The organism is Parerythrobacter aurantius, assembly GCF_045291475.1.
Classification (GTDB): Bacteria; Pseudomonadota; Alphaproteobacteria; order Sphingomonadales; family Sphingomonadaceae; genus Parerythrobacter; species Parerythrobacter aurantius.
The window spans coordinates 15,419-30,364 of record NZ_CP147985.1 but is presented as its reverse complement, the minus strand read 5'-3'; the positions used below and the strand labels follow the sequence as shown (position 1 = coordinate 30,364).

The window sequence follows — 14,946 nt, the reverse complement described above, 5'->3', positions numbered from 1 at the left end:
CCCTCAGCGCAGTCGTTCAATTTCCTCGGCGGTCCGGCGGGCCGGATCGGTGGCGATGGTTTCCAGGACGGCAAGCCGGTCCTTAAGCATGGCCACGGTTTCCTTCAGCTCGGCTTTGTCGTGGGCCAGCGATGCTTCGCGGTCGCTGCGGCCGTACTTGATCTCAGCCATCTTGCGGCGGTGCTTGAGGATCGAGTCGGTGATCCCCCAGATCGCCACGAAGAACGAGACTGTGACGAAGATCATCGCGACGGCTTCTTGCGGTGGCATAGGGCGTCCCTTCCTGTTCCGGTGACTTAGCGCAGACGCTCTATCTCGGCGTTGAGGCGCGGGTTGGACGAGACGTAGAAGGTCTCGACTTCGGCCAGGCGGCGGTCGATCTCGCGGAACTTGCCGCGCACTTCGCGCACCGTCCGCTTCGGGTTCTGGCGCATGCCCTGCCAGTATTTCTGCTCTTCCCGATCGGTGTAGAGATGCGGCGGCTTCTTGTTCAGCAACAGGCCGGCGATGAAGTAGAACGGCAGGATGATGCCCATTCCGGCGAACAGGAGCACCAGAAAGCCGAGCCGGACCCACAGCGCGTTGACGCCGGTGTAGTCGGCAATCCCTGAGCACACTCCGAGAAGCTTGGCGTTCTGCTTGTCGCGGTAAAGGGTCGTTCGGGGCGTGTTCACGAGCGTGCTCCTCTCTTCTCGGCAACGAGCTTCTCAAGCTCGGCCAGCTTGGCATTGTCGGTGTCGGGGTCCTGCACCAGGCGGGCGGGCTTGAAGTCGGCGTGGTCGTGGGCGACCAGGCGCTCGACCGTGTCCATCCGCTCGTCGAGGCGCTTGGCGAGATTGTACATCTCTTCCAGCAGAACCTCATCGTCGGTGGTGATCGTCGCTGCAGTCTTCCACTTGGTCACGTAGTGGAGGACGATCCAGACGATGAAGGCCACCCCCACCAGGAAAAAGAACGGTTCCATGGGTTATCCCTCCTTCTTGTCGCTGCCCATGCCGAGCGCGCGCTTCATTTCTTCGAGTTCCTCGTCGACCTTGTCGGCACCGGCGAGGGCGTTGATTTCGTCGGCCAGGCTCAGCTTGCCCGAATTGTCGGCGATCTGCAGCGCATCGGCGCGGCCTTCGGCATAGTCGACGCGGCGTTCGAGCTGGTCGAACCGGCTCAGGGCATCGTCGACCCGCTCGTTGGTCATCAGGCTGCGCAGCTTGACGCGGTTCTCCGCGCTTTCGAGCCGGGCGGCGATCGCGGTCTGGCGGCTGCGGGCTTCGCGCAGGCGGCCCTGCAGCTTCTGGATGTCCTGCTCGTAGGCGCGAAGGGCATCGTCGAGCACGGCGATTTCCTGCTTGAGCTGGTCGCTCATGTCGGCTGCCTTCTTCTTTTCCACCAGCGCGGCGCGGGCAAGGTCCTCGCGGTCCTTGCTCAGGGCCAGCTGCGCCTTCTCGGCCCAGTCGGCCTGCAGCCGGTCGAGCTTGACGGTGTGGCGGTGCATTTCCTTCTGGTCCGCAATGGTACGCGCGGCGCTGGCACGGACTTCGACGAGCGTTTCCTCCATCTCGAGGATGATCATGCGGATCATCTTCTGCGGATCATCCGCCTGGTCCAGCATGTCGTTGAAGTTGGCGGCAATGATATCGCGGGTCCGGCTGAAAATGCCCATGAAGGGTGCTCCGAGATTGAAAGTGTCTTTAGCGGTAGTGGCGGGCTGGTCGATGGTCGGCGTCGGGCTGCGGCGAAGCTTCTCCACTTCGGCCTCCAGCCGCGACAGGCCGCGTACCAGGCCCTGGGGGCGGACCGGAGCCCCGCCGGCGCTGGAATCGCGCGGCGCTTGGGGGCTGGTGGGCTCCGGTCCTAGGGGGTCGTCGTGAACGCTCACGCGATTTCGACCTGCTGGTACGCCGGCGTCGCAGCGTGGGCGGCAGTCACCTGCATCTGCGTGCTGAGGGCAACGAAAGCGGTCATCGCGGCGATGCTCGCCAGCGCAGCCTGGCCCAGCTGGGTCCGGAAGAATGCGCGGGTGTACATGGCTCAATCCCTTCCTCGAAAACGTCCCGTGGCGGGTGCCGGCGGGAATGTTCAACGTTCGATGTTCATGTTTCAGCAAGGGGTGTGCCAAACTGCAGAAATGCCGGTTTTCCAAGGTTTTCGGGAGATATCGATCAACGGCATCTGGTAGGGATTGCCAAGCCTTGGGAGATTTCACTATATCTCGGGCATGGAGAGGGGAAATCAGTTCGTCGGCCAGTCCACGGCCTTTCTCGATGCGGTAGAACGTGCCAGCCGTGCGGCGCCTATGCAGCGCCCGATCCTCATCATCGGAGAGCGCGGGACGGGCAAGGAACTGATCGCCGAACGTCTTCATCGCCTGTCTTCCCGGTGGGACGAACCGCTGGTCGTGATGAACTGCGCAGCACTTCCCGAAACCCTTATCGAAGCAGAACTTTTCGGCCACGAGGCAGGGGCTTTCACCGGTGCTACCAGAGCGCGCGAGGGAAGGTTCGAGGAAGCCGACAAGGGGACGTTATTCCTCGACGAACTGGGCACACTGTCAATGGCGGCGCAGGAACGCCTGCTGCGCGCGGTCGAATATGGCGAAGTCACCCGCATCGGGTCCTCGCGGCCGATCAGAGTCGATGTGCGGATTGTCGGCGCGACCAATGAAGATCTGCCGCGCATGGCCGCAGAGGGCAAGTTTCGCGCCGACCTGCTCGACCGGCTCAGTTTCGAAGTCATCACGCTGCCGCCGCTGCGCGTGCGCGAGGGGGATATCGGCGTCCTGGCGGACTATTTCGGACGGCGCATGGCGGCAGAGCTGGGCTGGGAGGGCTGGCCGGGTTATGCCGGTCACGTCCAGCAGCAGCTGGAGGAGCATTCCTGGCCCGGTAATGTTCGCGAGTTGCGCAACGTGATCGAGCGGGCGGTCTACCGCTGGGATTCCTGGGAGGAGCCGATCGCCCATGTGCAATTCGATCCTTTCGAAAGCCCATGGAAGCCGCTCGCGGGGCAGGGAGTCACGCGGTCGCGGGACACCGATTTCCGCAATGCGGTCCAGCCGACCGCGCGTCCGACCCTGGATCTCGAAGGGATCGATGACTTGCGCTCCGCCGTCGATGCCCACGAGCGCAAGATCCTCGAGCATGCACTCGGCAGGCACCGCTGGAACCAGCGCCAGACCGCCAAAGCGCTTGGCCTCACCTACGACCAGCTGCGCCATTGCATAAAGAAGCACGGCCTGATGGAAGAGGCGGCGGACTAGCAGGCTGGAGGGGCTGCCATGTGCAACCTGTACAAGGTGAAGAGCTCGCATACCGAGGTCGCGGACTTCTTCGATGCCATCGCGGAGGATTTCGGTGCCAACACGCCGGAAGAGTTCTACCCCGGCTACCCGACCATTGCGGTTGCCGAGGGGCGGGTGCGTTCGATGGTGTGGGGTTTCCCGCTTGCGCAGACCGGGGCCAAGGGCCAGCCGCTCAAGCCCAAGCCGGTCAACAACACCCGCACCGACAAGGTGAAGAGCTTCTTCTGGCGCGATTCTTTCGAGAACCGGCGTTGCCTTATCCCTGTCTCGACCTTCGCCGAGGCCGAGGGGCCGAAAGGTCGGATGACCCGCACATGGTTCACCATGCCCGAGACGCCGTTGTTCGCCACTGCCGGGATCTGGCGCAAGACCGACGAGTGGGGTGCAGCCTGCTCCATGTTGATGACCGAGGCGAACGCGCAGGTCGCGCCAGTTCATAACCGCATGCCGGTAATCCTGCCGCGCGAGAGCTGGGACCGGTGGCTGGGCGGAACGCCGTCGGAGGCCTATGATCTCTGCATTCCCTTCCAGGGGGAGCTTTCCATCGATCGCACCGACGAACCCTGGTTCAGGCGGCGCGGGGGATAGGGCTCCTTTGCGCTTGCAATCCGGCCGGGTCCGGCCTATCTGGCCGCCATCCCGATATCGTCGAGACTTTGGAGGGGCTGGCGCCGCAAGGGGCCGGCGCCAAGCGCCTTTGCCCGATGATGTTGCACATGATGGAGACCCGATGGCCGACGTGGCACGTTTGACCGCCCTGATCGAACCCGAAGCGACCGCGCTCGGGTTCGAGCTCGTGCGCGTCAAGATGATGCCGTCGGAAGCCGGTGACGGCGGCATGGCGCTGCAGATCATGGCGGAGGATCCGGCGACGGGCCAGCTAGTGATCGACCAGTGCGCCGCGCTCAGCCGCCGCGTGTCGGACGTGATCGATGCGGCCGAGGAAGCCGGTGAAGTGCTGATCGAAGGTGCGTACCACCTCGAGGTCAGCAGCCCCGGAATCGACCGCCCGCTTACCCGCCCCAAGGATTTCGCCAACTGGGCCGGGCACGAGGCCAAGTTCGCGCTCGAAGAAAAGGTCGAGGGCCACCGCAACCTTCGTGGTATATTGCGCGGCATTGAGGGCGAGACGGTCACCATAGAAGACCGCAAGGCGGGCGCGATTGCTGTCCCGCTCGAACAGATTCACAGCGCCAAGCTGGTCCTGACGGACGAGCTGATCGCTGCCACCAGACCCATCGACACCACCGGTGTCGAGGACATTGTCGAAGACGAAGAAGAGAAGGCTGACGACTGATGGCCAGTGCAATTTCCGCCAACAAGGCCGAGCTGCTCGCGATTGCGAACTCGGTTGCTTCGGAAAAGATGATCGACAAGGCGATCGTCATCGAAGCGATGGAAGAAGCGATCCAGAAGAGCGCGCGCAACCGCTATGGTGCGGAAAACGACATTCGTGCCAAGCTCGATCCGCTGACCGGCGACCTGCGCCTGTGGCGCGTCGTCGAGGTGGTCGAGGAAGTAGAGGATTACTTCAAGCAGGTAGACCTGAAGCAGGCCGAGAAACTGCAACCGGGCGCCAAGGTCGGTGACTTTATCGTCGACCCGCTTCCCAACGTCGATCTCGGCCGCATCGATGCCCAGAGCGCCAAGCAGGTCATCTTCCAGAAGGTCCGCGATGCGGAGCGCGAGCGCCAGTACGAAGAGTTCAAAGACCGCGCCGGCGAAATCATCACCGGCGTCATCAAGTCGGTCGAGTTCGGCCATGTGATCGTCAACCTCGGCCGCGCCGAAGGCGTGATCCGCCGCGACCAGCAAATCCCGCGCGAAGCCGCCCGTACCGGCGAGCGTGTCCGCGCGATCATCACCAAGGTCGAGCGCAACAACCGCGGTCCGCAGATATTCCTGAGCCGCGCGCATCCCGAATTCATGAAGAAGCTGTTCGCGCAGGAAGTGCCCGAAATCTACGATGGCATCATCGAGATCAAGGCCGCCGCCCGCGATCCAGGCAGCCGCGCCAAGATCGGCGTGATCAGCCGCGATTCCAGCATCGATCCCGTGGGCGCCTGCGTCGGCATGAAGGGCAGCCGCGTCCAGGCCGTGGTGCAGGAACTGCAGGGCGAAAAGATCGACATCATCCCGTGGTCGGAAGACCAGGCGACCTTCATCGTCAACGCATTGCAGCCGGCCACCGTCAGCCGCGTCGTGCTCGACGAGGACGAAGGCCGCATCGAAGTGGTGGTTCCTGACGACCAGCTCAGCCTCGCCATCGGCCGCCGCGGCCAGAACGTGCGTCTGGCGAGCCAGCTCACCGGTCACCAGATCGACATCATGACCGAGGAAGAGGCGAGCGAGAAGCAGAGCAAGGAATTCTCGACCCGCTCCAAGATGTTCGAGGAAGAGCTCGACGTCGACGAAACGCTGTCGCAGCTGCTGGTCGCCGAGGGCTTCGCCGAACTCGAGGAAGTGGCCTATGTGGCGCTCGACGAACTCGCCGGGATCGAGGGCTTCGACGAGGAACTGGCCGAGGAACTGCAGAGCCGCGCCAAGGAAGCGCTGGACCGGCAGGAAGCGACCTACCGCGAAGAGCGCCGCGCGCTCGGCGTGGAAGATGCGCTGGCCGATATCCCGCACCTTAACGAGCAGATGCTTGTGACGCTGGGCAGGGGCGGCATCAAGACGCTCGACGACCTGGCCGATCTCGCCACCGACGAACTCATCGCCAAGAAGCGTGAGGCCCCGCGTCGTCGCAACAATGCTGACGGTCCGCCGCTGCGCCGCAACCAGCGCGCCGAGGACAAGGGCGGCGTGCTGGGCGAATACGGCCTGAGCGAAGAGCAGGGCAACGAGATCATCATGGCTGCCCGTGCGCACTGGTTCGAAGACGAAGACGTCTCCGCGCCCGACACCCAGGAGGCCGCCGATGCGGACTCCACCCAATGAGCGCGTAGCGTCCGACATTCCTGAAGCTGCCGAGGCCCGGACGTCCCGTTCGGAGCCGGAGCGCCGCTGTGTCCTCTCCGGGGAGCATGGTGCGCGCGATGCGCTGGTGCGCCTCGCGATCTCGCCCGACGGGCTCGTACTGCCCGATGTCTTCGCCCGCGCGCCGGGGCGGGGGGCCTGGCTCGGCGTCAATCGCGCCGGGCTCGAAGCCGCCATGGCCAAAGGCAAGCTCAAGGGCGCACTGGCGCGGGCCTACAAGGGCGCTCCGCTGACTGTGCCTGACGATTTGCCTCAACGGATCGAGGATGCGCTGCGCAAGGCGCTGCTCGACCGGCTAGGCCTCGAAATGCGCGCCGGGCACCTTGTGCTCGGATCGGACCGGATTGCCGAACATGCGCGCGGCGGGGTGCTGGAACTCCTGCTCCACGCCGCCGATGCCAGCGAGGACGGGGCGAAGAAGCTCGACCAGGCTTGGCGGGTCGGGCGCGAGATGGAAGGATCGGGCGAGCGGGGCATCCGCTTGCCTCTGGACCGGACAGCTTTGTCTGTGGCATTGGGCCGCGACAATGTCGTCCACCTGGGCGTTGGCAGCCGAAAGGCAGCCGAACGGGTCGAACAGGCCCTGTCACGCCTGTTGCACTTTGCAGGAGCATCCGCGGATGCGCCCGAATCCGGCGGAACGAGCAATCGCCCCGTCGGCGAGACGATTTGAGATCGAAGGAAGAAACGAGTTTTATGAGCGACGAAAACGAAACCCCGCGCACCCGCAAACCGCTTGGCCTGAAGCGGAGCGTGGATGCCGGCGAGGTCAAGCAGACCTTCAGCCACGGCCGCACCAACAAGGTGGTGGTCGAGGTGAAGCAGCGTCGTCGCCTGGTCGGCAAGCCGGGTGAGGTCGCGCCCCCGCCGCCCCCGCCGCCGCCCCCGCCTCCGCCCCCTCCGCCTCCGGCAGCAGCGAAGCCTGCGCCCAAGAAGGCGGCCCCTGCCGGGGAAACCCCGCAAGAGCGCGTCGCACGCTTGCAACGTGAGGCGGAAGAGGCACGTCTCGCGACCTTGGCCGAGCAGACCGCTCGCGAGGCCGAGGAAGCCCGCAAGGCTGCAGAGGAAGAAAAGAAGCGCGCCGAAGAAAACCGCAGGGCCGAGGAAGAGGCCGAAAAGACCAAGGCCGAAGCGCCTGCGCCCGTGCCCGCTACTGAAGAAACGCCCACCGAAGTGGATTCCGCTGCGGAGGCCAGCTCCAGCAGTGCGGCGCCCGCCGCGCGCAGGTTCACCCCGGTCGAACGGCCCGAACCCAAGCGCCCCGAAAAGAAGAAGAAGGAAGAGCGCCGCGTCGCCCCTGCAGAAGAGAGCAAGGACAAGCGCCGTTCCGGCAAGCTGACCGTTACGAAGGCACTCAACGAGGACGAAGGCCGCCGCGCCCGCTCGCTCGCCGCGCTCAAGCGCGCCCGCGAAAAGGAACGCCGCATGCATGGCGGGCCGTCCGCGCCGCGTGAGAAGCAGGTCCGCGATGTCGTGGTGCCCGAGGCGATTACCGTCCAGGAACTCGCCAACCGCATGGCCGAAAAGGGCGCCGACCTGGTGAAGGCGCTGTTCAACATGGGCATGATGGTCACCGTCAACCAGACGATCGACCAGGACACGGCCGAGCTGCTGGTCGAGGAATTCGGCCACAACATCACCCGTGTTTCGGAAAGCGATGTCGATATCGACACCTCGACCGACCAGGACCCGGAAGACACGCTGAAGCCGCGTCCGCCGGTGGTTACGATCATGGGCCATGTCGACCACGGCAAGACCAGCCTGCTCGACGCGCTGCGCGGGGCCAATGTCGTGAAGGGCGAAGCCGGCGGCATCACCCAGCACATCGGCAGCTATCAGGTGAAGACCAAGTCCGGCGGGAAAATCACCTTCCTCGATACGCCGGGCCACGCGGCCTTTACCGAAATGCGCCAGCGCGGGGCCAACGTCACCGATATCGTGGTGCTGGTGGTCGCGGCCGATGACGGCGTGATGCCGCAGACGATCGAGGCGATCAACCACACCAAGGCGGCCGGCGTGCCGATGATCGTGGCGATCAACAAGATCGACAAGCCGGAGGCGGATCCCAACAATATCCGCACCCGACTGCTCGAACACGAAGTCATCGTCGAGGCGATGTCGGGCGACGTACAGGATGTCGAAATCTCCGCCAAGGAGAAGACCGGTCTCGACGAGCTGCTGGAAAAGATCGAGCTCCAGGCCGAACTGATGGAACTGCGGGCCAACCCCGATCGCGACGCGGAAGCGACCGTGATCGAGGCACAGCTCGACAAGGGCCGCGGTCCGGTGGCGACCGTCCTCATAAACCGCGGGACGCTGAAGCGTGGCGACACCTTCGTAGTCGGCACCGAAAGCGGCAAGGTCCGCGCGATCATCGACGACCAGGGCAAGCAGATCAAGGAAGCCGGTCCCTCGATGCCGGTCGAGGTGCTCGGTCTCGGCGGTGTGCCGGGTGCAGGCGAGCTGCTGACTGTGGTCGAGAACGAACAGCGCGCCCGCGAGGTTGCCTCGTTCCGCCAGCAGAAGGCGACCGAGAAGCGCACCGCGCTCGCCCCGACCAATTTCGACACCATGTTCGCCGGCCTCGCCTCGAACGTGATCGAATTCCCGGTGGTGGTGAAGGCGGACGTGCAGGGCTCGGTCGAAGCGATCGTGACCGCGCTGCACAACCTCTCGAACGATCTCATCAAGGTCCGCGTGCTGCACGCCGGCGTAGGTGCGATCACCGAGAGCGACGTGACGCTGGCGGCGGCTTCGAATGCGCCGATCCTCGGCTTCAACGTGCGTCCGAACCCCAAGGCGCGCGACCTGGTGAAGCGCGATAACGTGCGGATGATGTATTACGACGTCATCTATCACCTGACCGAGGAAATCGCGAAGGAGATGGCGGGCGAGCTGGGTCCGGAGCGGATCGAGCACGTCGTCGGCCGCGCGCTGGTCAAGGAAGTCTTCAAGTCCGGCAAGAAGGACAAGGCGGCCGGCTTGCTGGTCGAGGAAGGCGTCATCCGCAAGGGCCTGTTCGCTCGTCTCACCCGCGAGGATGTCATCGTTTCGGCGACCACCATCGCCTCGCTGCGGCGCTTCAAGGACGACGTGGACGAAGTCCGAACCGGCCTCGAATGCGGCGTGGTCCTGGCCGACACGAACGACATCAAGCCGGGCGACCAGCTCGAAGTCTTCGAAGTCGAGGAGCGTGAGCGGACTCTGTGAGCGGAGAAATCGACGGCAGCAAGCACGCTCTCGGCGCCGCGCATGCGGAGTTGATGGGGGTTGAATTCGACAGCTTCGACCGGGAGCGCGAGGAGATCACCTTGCGCTTCCGCGCGCCCGCCAGCTTCATCACCCCGCGCGGCAGCGTGCAGGGCGGCTTGGTGGCCGGGTTCCTCGACGAGGTAATGGGCTGGGCGCACGTCTGGGCCACCGACCATGAGGAGGCCCCGCTCAACCTCGACCTGACGATGACGATCCTGCGGCCCGTCCCGGCGGGACCGCTGGTCGGCAAGGGCCGCGTGATCAAGCGCGGGCGCAAGGCGATCTACCTTGAAGGCGAGTTGTTCGACGCAGAAGGCAAGCTGCTTGCCCGCTCGACCAGCACGGCAATTCCTACGCCGCGCCCGGTGGCGGCACCCACAGAGGGCTGATGGCGCGGCTCGTCGCCTTTCTGGGCAGCATCAATGTTGGCGGCAACCGGATCAATATGGTCGATCTCGTCGCAGCGTTGACCGAAGCCGGGTTCAAGGACGTGTCCACCGTGGCTGCCAGCGGCAATGTGATCCTGACCGACGATCGCGACCCTGCGATGCTGGAGATCAGCTTGGAATCGGTTGTGCAGGAGTCGTTCGGCTTCAAATCCTGCGCCATGGTGCGGATGTCGGAAGAGATCCGCTATGCCATCGAACGGAACCCTTTCCATGGCACCGGGCCGCAGCATGGCTCCGACAAGATGGTGCACTCGATCTTCCTGAGCCAACAACCCGACAAGGCCGCGGTGGATGCGCTGATCGAGGAGCATCGCAGCAAGGGTAGCGAGCGACTGGCACTGGGTGACCGCGTGCTGTTTCTCGATTATGTCAACGGCGTCGGCGTGTCGGACCTGTCGAACAAGGTGCTGGAACGGCGGCTCGGCTGCAAGGGTACGGCGCGCAACATGACCTCGCTCAAACGTATTCTCGGCAAGATGGTGGCCTGATGGCACGACAGCAATTCACCCCCGAACAGCAATCGGTTCGCGTCCTCAAGGTGGGCGAACGGGTGCGCCATATCCTCAGCGAACTGCTCGCGCGGCAGGAGGTGCATGACGATACCGTCAGCGCGGCCAATATCGCCGTGACCGAGGTGCGCATGTCGCCCGATTTGCGCAACGCCAGCGTCTATGTGAAGCCGCTTCTGGGCAGGGACGAGGACTCCATCGTCAAGGCGCTGCGCCAGAATACCGCCTTCCTACAGAAGGAAGTGGCCAAGCGGCTGGGTCTCAAGTTCGCGCCGAAGCTGCAGTTCCGGACGGACGAAAGCTTCGACGAGGCGGAGCGGATCGAGCGGCTGCTGAGCGACCCGAAGGTTGCGCGTGATCTGGGCGAGGAAGACTAGCCCGTCGGTCGCAACCGCGCCTTCAGCGTGATGTCCACAGTCTTGCCGACGATCAGCGAATAGGACTTCATGCCGAAGTCGTAGCGGTTGATCTTCGTGCTTCCGGTCAGGGTGATCGCCGTGCCGGGCTTCACGCTGGCAGGCGGGCTGTCGAATGCGATGGAGAGCGTGACCGGCCTGGTCACGCCCCGCGCGGTGAGCGAGCCCTGCACGGTCCCGCTTCGCCCGTCTTTCAGCACCATCCTGTTGCCCTGGAACCGGACGGTCGGATATTTTTCGACCCAGAAGAACTTCTCGCCCTTCAGCCGGTCGCGCGTCACGGCGTCGGGTGCGGTGAGTGCGCGCGCGTCGATCCTGACGTCAAGGTCGATCTGCTGCGGATCGGCAGGCGACAGGCGCGCGGTGCCCGACAGGGCCGGAAACGCCGCCGTCTTGCTCCCGATGCCGAGGAAGGCGACTTTGGCCGACACATTGCTGGCCGTGGTGTCGACCGAGTAGCCGGTACCGGCGGCAGCGCCGATCAAGGCGACAGCAGCAAGAGCAGCGAAGAGGTTGCGGACCCGGATCATGCTATCCCCATGGCTATTGGCGCGCAGCTTGTCGAAACACTCATCATCGGTCTAGCACTTTCGCTTCAGCAGCGGGGATCGGGATTGGCCAAGCTATACTTCTACTACGCCAGCATGAACGCGGGGAAGAGCACCACGCTGCTCCAGACCGCGTTCAACTATGGCGAGCGGGGCATGAAGGTCTCGCTCTGGACGGCCGCGCTCGACGACCGGCCCGGCTTCGGCGCGATCAGCAGCCGCATCGGGCTCGCCAGCGATGCGCACCGGTTTCGCGAGGATACCGACATCCTCTCTTTTGTCGTGGAGGAAAACAGCGAAGGGCGCGTCGATTGCGTGTTGATCGACGAGGCGCAATTCCTGACCGAAGAACAGGTTTGGCAATGCGCCCGGCTGGCGGACGAAGCCAATATCCCCGTCATCTGCTATGGCCTGCGAACTGATTTCCAAGGCCGGTTGTTTCCAGGTTCGGCCGGATTGCTGGGCATTGCGGACGCCCTGGTCGAGCTGAAGGCGATCTGCCACTGCGGGCGGAAGGCGACGATGAACCTGCGGGTCGATGCGGACGGCAAGGCGGTGAAGCAGGGCGCGCAGACGGAAATCGGCGGCGACGACCGCTATACCGCGCTTTGCCGCAAACATTTCCTGCAGGCGCTGGCCTAGCGGCGCCGGGCACCCTACCTCAGCGATATGACCGATACCGTCCTGCTTGCCGCGATCCTCATCCCGGCGCTGATCGTCTCCATCGTCTTCCACGAGGTCGCGCACGGCTGGTCGGCGCTGGCACTGGGCGATCCCACGGCCAAGGAACAGCGCAGGCTGAGCCTCAATCCGCTGCGCCATGTCGATCCCGTCGGCACCGTGCTGCTGCCCGGTTTCATGCTGGCAGTTGGCGGACCGGTGTTCGGCTGGGCCAAGCCGGTGCCGGTGGTGAAGGAGCGGCTCCGCAATCCGCGCTTCGGCATGATGGCGGTCGCGGCGGCGGGCCCGGCGACCAACCTGGTGCTGGCCCTGCTCGGCGCCGTGGTGCTCGGGATCCTGATGGCCAACAATGTGGCCGTGCTGGGCGATCCGCCCTTGTGGTTCCAGGCGATGGCGACGTTCCTGCTGATCAACGTCTTCCTCGCTTTCTTCAACCTCCTGCCGATACCGCCGTTCGATGGATCGCATATCGTCGAAGGTTTGCTCCCGCCGGCATTGGCACGGGGGTACGAGAAGCTGCGACCTTTCGGACTGCTGCTGTTCGTGGGCCTGATCGCGATATCGTGGTTTGCGCCCCAACTGGGACTGATCGAGCGGCTGGTCGGGCGGCCGGTCGACTGGGCGATGGAGCGGCTCTACGTCATCGCCGAGGCGGTCGCAGGTTAGCCGCTGACCTCGTCGATGTAGCGCGCCAGCGGATGACGCCGGAGCAGCGCGGCGAGCCATTCGTCCCGCCCCTCCTTCGCCACGCAGGCCACGATGCAACCGCCGAAGCCGCCGCCGGTCAGCCGCGCGCCCTCTGCGCCGAGCTGGACCGCATCGGCCACCAGCGCGTCGATCGCCGGAATCGAGACCTCGAAATCGTCGCGCATCGAGGCATGGCTGGCATTCATCAGCGTGCCGAGGGCGGCGATATCGCCGCTCCCCAGCGCTTCACGCGCGGCCAGGACACGGCGATGCTCGGTGGCGCAGTGGCGGGCACGTTTGCGGACGGTTTCGTCGATGCCGGATACGGCGTCGATATCGGCAGGGTCGAGCAGGCAGATATCGTTGCGCCCGAAGACGGCGCGCGCCGCATCGCATTCTTCCTTGCGCTCCTTGTAGCGCCCGTCGCTGAGCTTACGCGAATGGCCCGAGTGGATGACGACCATCGCATGGCTGGCCGGCAGCGCGACCAGCTCGTAGGCGAGCGTCGCCGTATCGAGGGCGATGGCCTGACCGGCCTGGGGCACGGCGACGGCGACCTGGTCCATGATGCCGCAGGGCACGCCGAGATATTCGTTCTCGACGCGCCGTGCGGCCAACGCGATGTCGATGTCGCCGACATTGCTGGCTGCGGCAGTGCGCGCTGCCTTCAGGATGGCGACGATCAATGCGGCGGAGGACGACAGGCCCGAACCAGCAGGGATGGTGGAACGGATTGCCAGTTCGGCACCCCCTTCCAGCAATCCGAGCTTCGCTGCCTCACGCAAGGCACCAACAGCGGGATCGGACCAGTGATCGGCCGCGGGATCATCCAGCGTGTGCTCGGCTGATCCGGAAAAGCCCTCTGCGGTGACGACGACCCTGCTATCGTCACGCGGCGTCAACGCGGCGGTGAGCGAGACCGACAAGGCTGCCGGAAGCACCATCCCGCCGTTGTAGTCAGTATGCTCGCCGATCAGGTTGACCCTACCCGGAACGGTCGCGCTAACGGTTTCCATGCTCATAGCTCCCGCAAGTCAGCGGCGGCCGCTTCAGGCATGACATCGACCGTCATCACCCCGGTGTGCTGCTCGACCGAGGCCAGGTACTTCACCCGCCCCGGCGCGCGAAGCAGGGGGTAGAACTGGGCGGTGACGTGATAGCCTGCCGAGCCCCTGCGCGGGGCGGCGTGCAGGGCCAGCATGGTCGCGGCAGGTCGCTGGAACAGCGCGTCATAGCGCCGGGTGATGTCGCCTAGCAATTGCGCGAACCCTGCTTTTTCCTCGTCGCTCATGTCATGCAGGCTCTGGCGCGCCAGGCGCGGGGCAATCCAGACCTCGTAGGGGAAACGGGCGAAGCGCGGGCAGAAAGCCGCGACCCCGCCAGCTTCGATCACGCCGTAGTCGGGCAGGCTACGGTCGATCTCCGCCGACAGATCGTATCCGCTGGCAAAGGCATCGATGGCCTGTTGCTGCACCTGCGGCACCTTGGTGAAGCCGTAGATCTGGCCATGAGGGTGGGACAGGGTGACGCCGACCTCGTCCCCGCGGTTCTCGAACGGCAGGACATATTCGCAACCCGCCTCGAACAGCGCCGCCATCCGGTCCTGCCATGCCGTGAGCAGGACTTCGCGCCGCGCCTGGCCGATGGAATGGAGACTGCCTTCGGCCTCGGGCGAATAGACCACGACTTCGCACGCCCCGAGCGCGCGGGCGGTGTCGATCCCATCCGGCACGGGCGGCTGCGGTGCCTGCGGATGAAGCCCCGAGAACTTGTTGTTGAAAACTGCCACCTCGAAATTCTCGAACGGTATTTCTGTCGCCGGGCCGCCGGGCAGGGTGGGGGCGAGCGGGTCGGCGCTGGCAGCGGGCTTGAAGGTGCGGTTCTGGCGATGCGCGGCATAGATGTTCCACTCGCGCCGCAGCGGGTGGAAACGCAGCTCGCCGCCCAATGCGATGGCGTCGGCCTCCTGCGGCTGCGGGGGCAGGTCGTGCGGCGTATGGCCGTAGAGCCGCAGCATCCGGCCATCGGCCTTGGCAAAGTCGCGGCGGTGGACCGGGCGGCCCGAGGCGTCGGCACCGATCGATTTCAGGGTGTCGCTCATATCCTCTCCCTATCGGGGATTCTCGTGCT

The 14,946-nt window shown here is 65.0% G+C and carries 19 protein-coding genes; 11 read left to right on the top strand and 8 right to left on the bottom strand.

Annotation, left to right across the window (positions count from 1 at the left end; all coding sequences use genetic code 11):
• Positions 1 to 3: 3 nt before the first annotated feature.
• The 5 genes from WAB17_RS00170 to WAB17_RS00150 all read right to left on the bottom strand — a co-directional run bounded on the left by WAB17_RS00170 (position 4) and on the right by WAB17_RS00150 (position 2,022).
• Positions 4 to 270 carry a hypothetical protein gene (locus WAB17_RS00170; protein ID WP_435418026.1) on the bottom strand — a complete coding sequence of 89 codons (267 nt, stop codon included), beginning with the start codon at positions 268 to 270 and terminating at the stop codon, positions 4 to 6.
• A gap of 26 nt (positions 271 to 296) precedes the next feature.
• Entirely contained in the window at positions 297 to 674 is a 378-nt protein-coding gene (gene pspC / locus WAB17_RS00165) for an envelope stress response membrane protein PspC (RefSeq protein ID WP_435418025.1), read from the bottom strand.
• Positions 671 to 964 carry an envelope stress response membrane protein PspB gene (pspB, locus tag WAB17_RS00160; RefSeq protein WP_435418024.1) on the bottom strand — a complete coding sequence of 98 codons (294 nt, stop codon included), beginning with the start codon at positions 962 to 964 and terminating at the stop codon, positions 671 to 673. Before pspB ends, pspC begins: the two co-directional genes overlap by 4 nt.
• Before the next feature lie 3 nt (positions 965 to 967).
• Positions 968 to 1,711 (bottom strand): phage shock protein PspA, encoded by a 744-nt coding sequence (gene pspA, locus WAB17_RS00155; RefSeq protein WP_435419402.1) that lies wholly within the window; start codon positions 1,709 to 1,711, stop codon positions 968 to 970.
• Positions 1,712 to 1,869: 158 nt separating this feature from the next.
• On the bottom strand, positions 1,870 to 2,022 hold the full coding sequence (locus tag WAB17_RS00150; RefSeq protein ID WP_435418023.1) for a hypothetical protein: 153 nt from the start codon (positions 2,020 to 2,022) through the stop codon (positions 1,870 to 1,872).
• Positions 2,023 to 2,212: 190 nt separating this feature from the next.
• Between WAB17_RS00150 and pspF the strand changes: the two genes are divergently transcribed.
• The 9 genes from pspF (at position 2,213) to rbfA (ending at position 10,861) form a co-directional block, all read left to right on the top strand.
• Complete coding sequence (gene pspF, locus WAB17_RS00145; RefSeq protein ID WP_435418022.1) at positions 2,213 to 3,253, top strand: phage shock protein operon transcriptional activator; 1,041 nt, start codon at positions 2,213 to 2,215, stop codon at positions 3,251 to 3,253.
• 18 nt (positions 3,254 to 3,271) lie between these two features.
• Positions 3,272 to 3,883 (top strand): SOS response-associated peptidase, encoded by a 612-nt coding sequence (locus tag WAB17_RS00140; RefSeq protein WP_435418021.1) that lies wholly within the window; start codon positions 3,272 to 3,274, stop codon positions 3,881 to 3,883.
• 142 nt (positions 3,884 to 4,025) lie between these two features.
• Complete coding sequence (gene rimP / locus WAB17_RS00135; RefSeq protein ID WP_435418020.1) at positions 4,026 to 4,592, top strand: ribosome maturation protein RimP; 567 nt, start codon at positions 4,026 to 4,028, stop codon at positions 4,590 to 4,592.
• Entirely contained in the window at positions 4,592 to 6,235 is a 1,644-nt protein-coding gene (gene nusA / locus WAB17_RS00130) for a transcription termination factor NusA (protein WP_435418019.1), read from the top strand. The genes rimP and nusA overlap by 1 nt, the downstream gene beginning before the upstream one ends.
• Entirely contained in the window at positions 6,216 to 6,947 is a 732-nt protein-coding gene (locus WAB17_RS00125; protein WP_435418018.1) for a DUF448 domain-containing protein, read from the top strand. The genes nusA and WAB17_RS00125 overlap by 20 nt, the downstream gene beginning before the upstream one ends.
• A gap of 23 nt (positions 6,948 to 6,970) precedes the next feature.
• On the top strand, positions 6,971 to 9,484 hold the full coding sequence (gene infB / locus WAB17_RS00120; RefSeq protein ID WP_435418017.1) for a translation initiation factor IF-2: 2,514 nt from the start codon (positions 6,971 to 6,973) through the stop codon (positions 9,482 to 9,484).
• Positions 9,481 to 9,915 carry a PaaI family thioesterase gene (locus WAB17_RS00115; RefSeq protein ID WP_435418016.1) on the top strand — a complete coding sequence of 145 codons (435 nt, stop codon included), beginning with the start codon at positions 9,481 to 9,483 and terminating at the stop codon, positions 9,913 to 9,915. Before infB ends, WAB17_RS00115 begins: the two co-directional genes overlap by 4 nt.
• The gene (locus WAB17_RS00110; RefSeq protein WP_435418015.1) at positions 9,915 to 10,463 is read left to right on the top strand and encodes a DUF1697 domain-containing protein; all 549 of its coding nucleotides are present in this window, start codon (positions 9,915 to 9,917) and stop codon (positions 10,461 to 10,463) included. The genes WAB17_RS00115 and WAB17_RS00110 overlap by 1 nt, the downstream gene beginning before the upstream one ends.
• On the top strand, positions 10,463 to 10,861 hold the full coding sequence (gene rbfA / locus WAB17_RS00105) for a 30S ribosome-binding factor RbfA (RefSeq protein ID WP_435418014.1): 399 nt from the start codon (positions 10,463 to 10,465) through the stop codon (positions 10,859 to 10,861). Before WAB17_RS00110 ends, rbfA begins: the two co-directional genes overlap by 1 nt.
• On the opposite strand, the gene WAB17_RS00100 is transcribed toward rbfA, so the two are convergent.
• A complete protein-coding gene (locus WAB17_RS00100) occupies positions 10,858 to 11,430 on the bottom strand; it encodes a YceI family protein (RefSeq protein WP_435418013.1) in 573 nt (190 codons plus the stop codon). The two genes, rbfA and WAB17_RS00100, sit on opposite strands and share 4 nt — an antisense overlap.
• An 84-nt stretch (positions 11,431 to 11,514) precedes the next feature.
• Between WAB17_RS00100 and WAB17_RS00095 the strand changes: the two genes are divergently transcribed.
• Together WAB17_RS00095 and WAB17_RS00090 are read left to right on the top strand one after the other, a co-directional pair.
• Positions 11,515 to 12,090: a thymidine kinase gene (locus WAB17_RS00095; protein WP_435419401.1), complete on the top strand. Its 576-nt coding sequence runs from the start codon at positions 11,515 to 11,517 to the stop codon at positions 12,088 to 12,090.
• 27 nt (positions 12,091 to 12,117) lie between these two features.
• Positions 12,118 to 12,795 carry a site-2 protease family protein gene (locus WAB17_RS00090; protein ID WP_435418012.1) on the top strand — a complete coding sequence of 226 codons (678 nt, stop codon included), beginning with the start codon at positions 12,118 to 12,120 and terminating at the stop codon, positions 12,793 to 12,795.
• Here the strand turns inward: WAB17_RS00090 and galK are convergent.
• Both galK and WAB17_RS00080 read right to left on the bottom strand, forming a co-directional pair.
• A complete protein-coding gene (gene galK, locus WAB17_RS00085) occupies positions 12,792 to 13,832 on the bottom strand; it encodes a galactokinase (protein WP_435418011.1) in 1,041 nt (346 codons plus the stop codon). The genes WAB17_RS00090 and galK overlap by 4 nt on opposite strands.
• 2 nt (positions 13,833 to 13,834) lie before the next feature.
• Positions 13,835 to 14,917: a galactose-1-phosphate uridylyltransferase gene (locus WAB17_RS00080; protein ID WP_435418010.1), complete on the bottom strand. Its 1,083-nt coding sequence runs from the start codon at positions 14,915 to 14,917 to the stop codon at positions 13,835 to 13,837.
• Positions 14,918 to 14,946 lie beyond the last annotated feature (29 nt).

Excerpts from the sequence above, each read along its gene's own strand:
- WAB17_RS00080 (WP_435418010.1), bottom strand. The coding sequence starts at position 14,917 with ATGAGCGACACCCTGAAATCGATCGGTGCCGACGCCTCGGGCCGCCCG.
- WAB17_RS00100 (WP_435418013.1), bottom strand. The coding sequence starts at position 11,430 with ATGATCCGGGTCCGCAACCTCTTCGCTGCTCTTGCTGCTGTCGCCTTG.
- infB (WP_435418017.1), top strand. The coding sequence starts at position 6,971 with ATGAGCGACGAAAACGAAACCCCGCGCACCCGCAAACCGCTTGGCCTG.
- WAB17_RS00110 (WP_435418015.1), top strand. The coding sequence starts at position 9,915 with ATGGCGCGGCTCGTCGCCTTTCTGGGCAGCATCAATGTTGGCGGCAAC.
- rbfA (WP_435418014.1), top strand. The coding sequence starts at position 10,463 with ATGGCACGACAGCAATTCACCCCCGAACAGCAATCGGTTCGCGTCCTC.
- pspF (WP_435418022.1), top strand. The coding sequence starts at position 2,213 with ATGGAGAGGGGAAATCAGTTCGTCGGCCAGTCCACGGCCTTTCTCGAT.
- rimP (WP_435418020.1), top strand. The coding sequence starts at position 4,026 with ATGGCCGACGTGGCACGTTTGACCGCCCTGATCGAACCCGAAGCGACC.
- galK (WP_435418011.1), bottom strand. The coding sequence starts at position 13,832 with ATGGAAACCGTTAGCGCGACCGTTCCGGGTAGGGTCAACCTGATCGGC.
- pspB (WP_435418024.1), bottom strand. The coding sequence starts at position 964 with ATGGAACCGTTCTTTTTCCTGGTGGGGGTGGCCTTCATCGTCTGGATC.
- WAB17_RS00140 (WP_435418021.1), top strand. The coding sequence starts at position 3,272 with ATGTGCAACCTGTACAAGGTGAAGAGCTCGCATACCGAGGTCGCGGAC.
- WAB17_RS00090 (WP_435418012.1), top strand. The coding sequence starts at position 12,118 with ATGACCGATACCGTCCTGCTTGCCGCGATCCTCATCCCGGCGCTGATC.
- WAB17_RS00170 (WP_435418026.1), bottom strand. The coding sequence starts at position 270 with ATGCCACCGCAAGAAGCCGTCGCGATGATCTTCGTCACAGTCTCGTTC.
- WAB17_RS00125 (WP_435418018.1), top strand. The coding sequence starts at position 6,216 with ATGCGGACTCCACCCAATGAGCGCGTAGCGTCCGACATTCCTGAAGCT.
- WAB17_RS00150 (WP_435418023.1), bottom strand. The coding sequence starts at position 2,022 with ATGTACACCCGCGCATTCTTCCGGACCCAGCTGGGCCAGGCTGCGCTG.
- nusA (WP_435418019.1), top strand. The coding sequence starts at position 4,592 with ATGGCCAGTGCAATTTCCGCCAACAAGGCCGAGCTGCTCGCGATTGCG.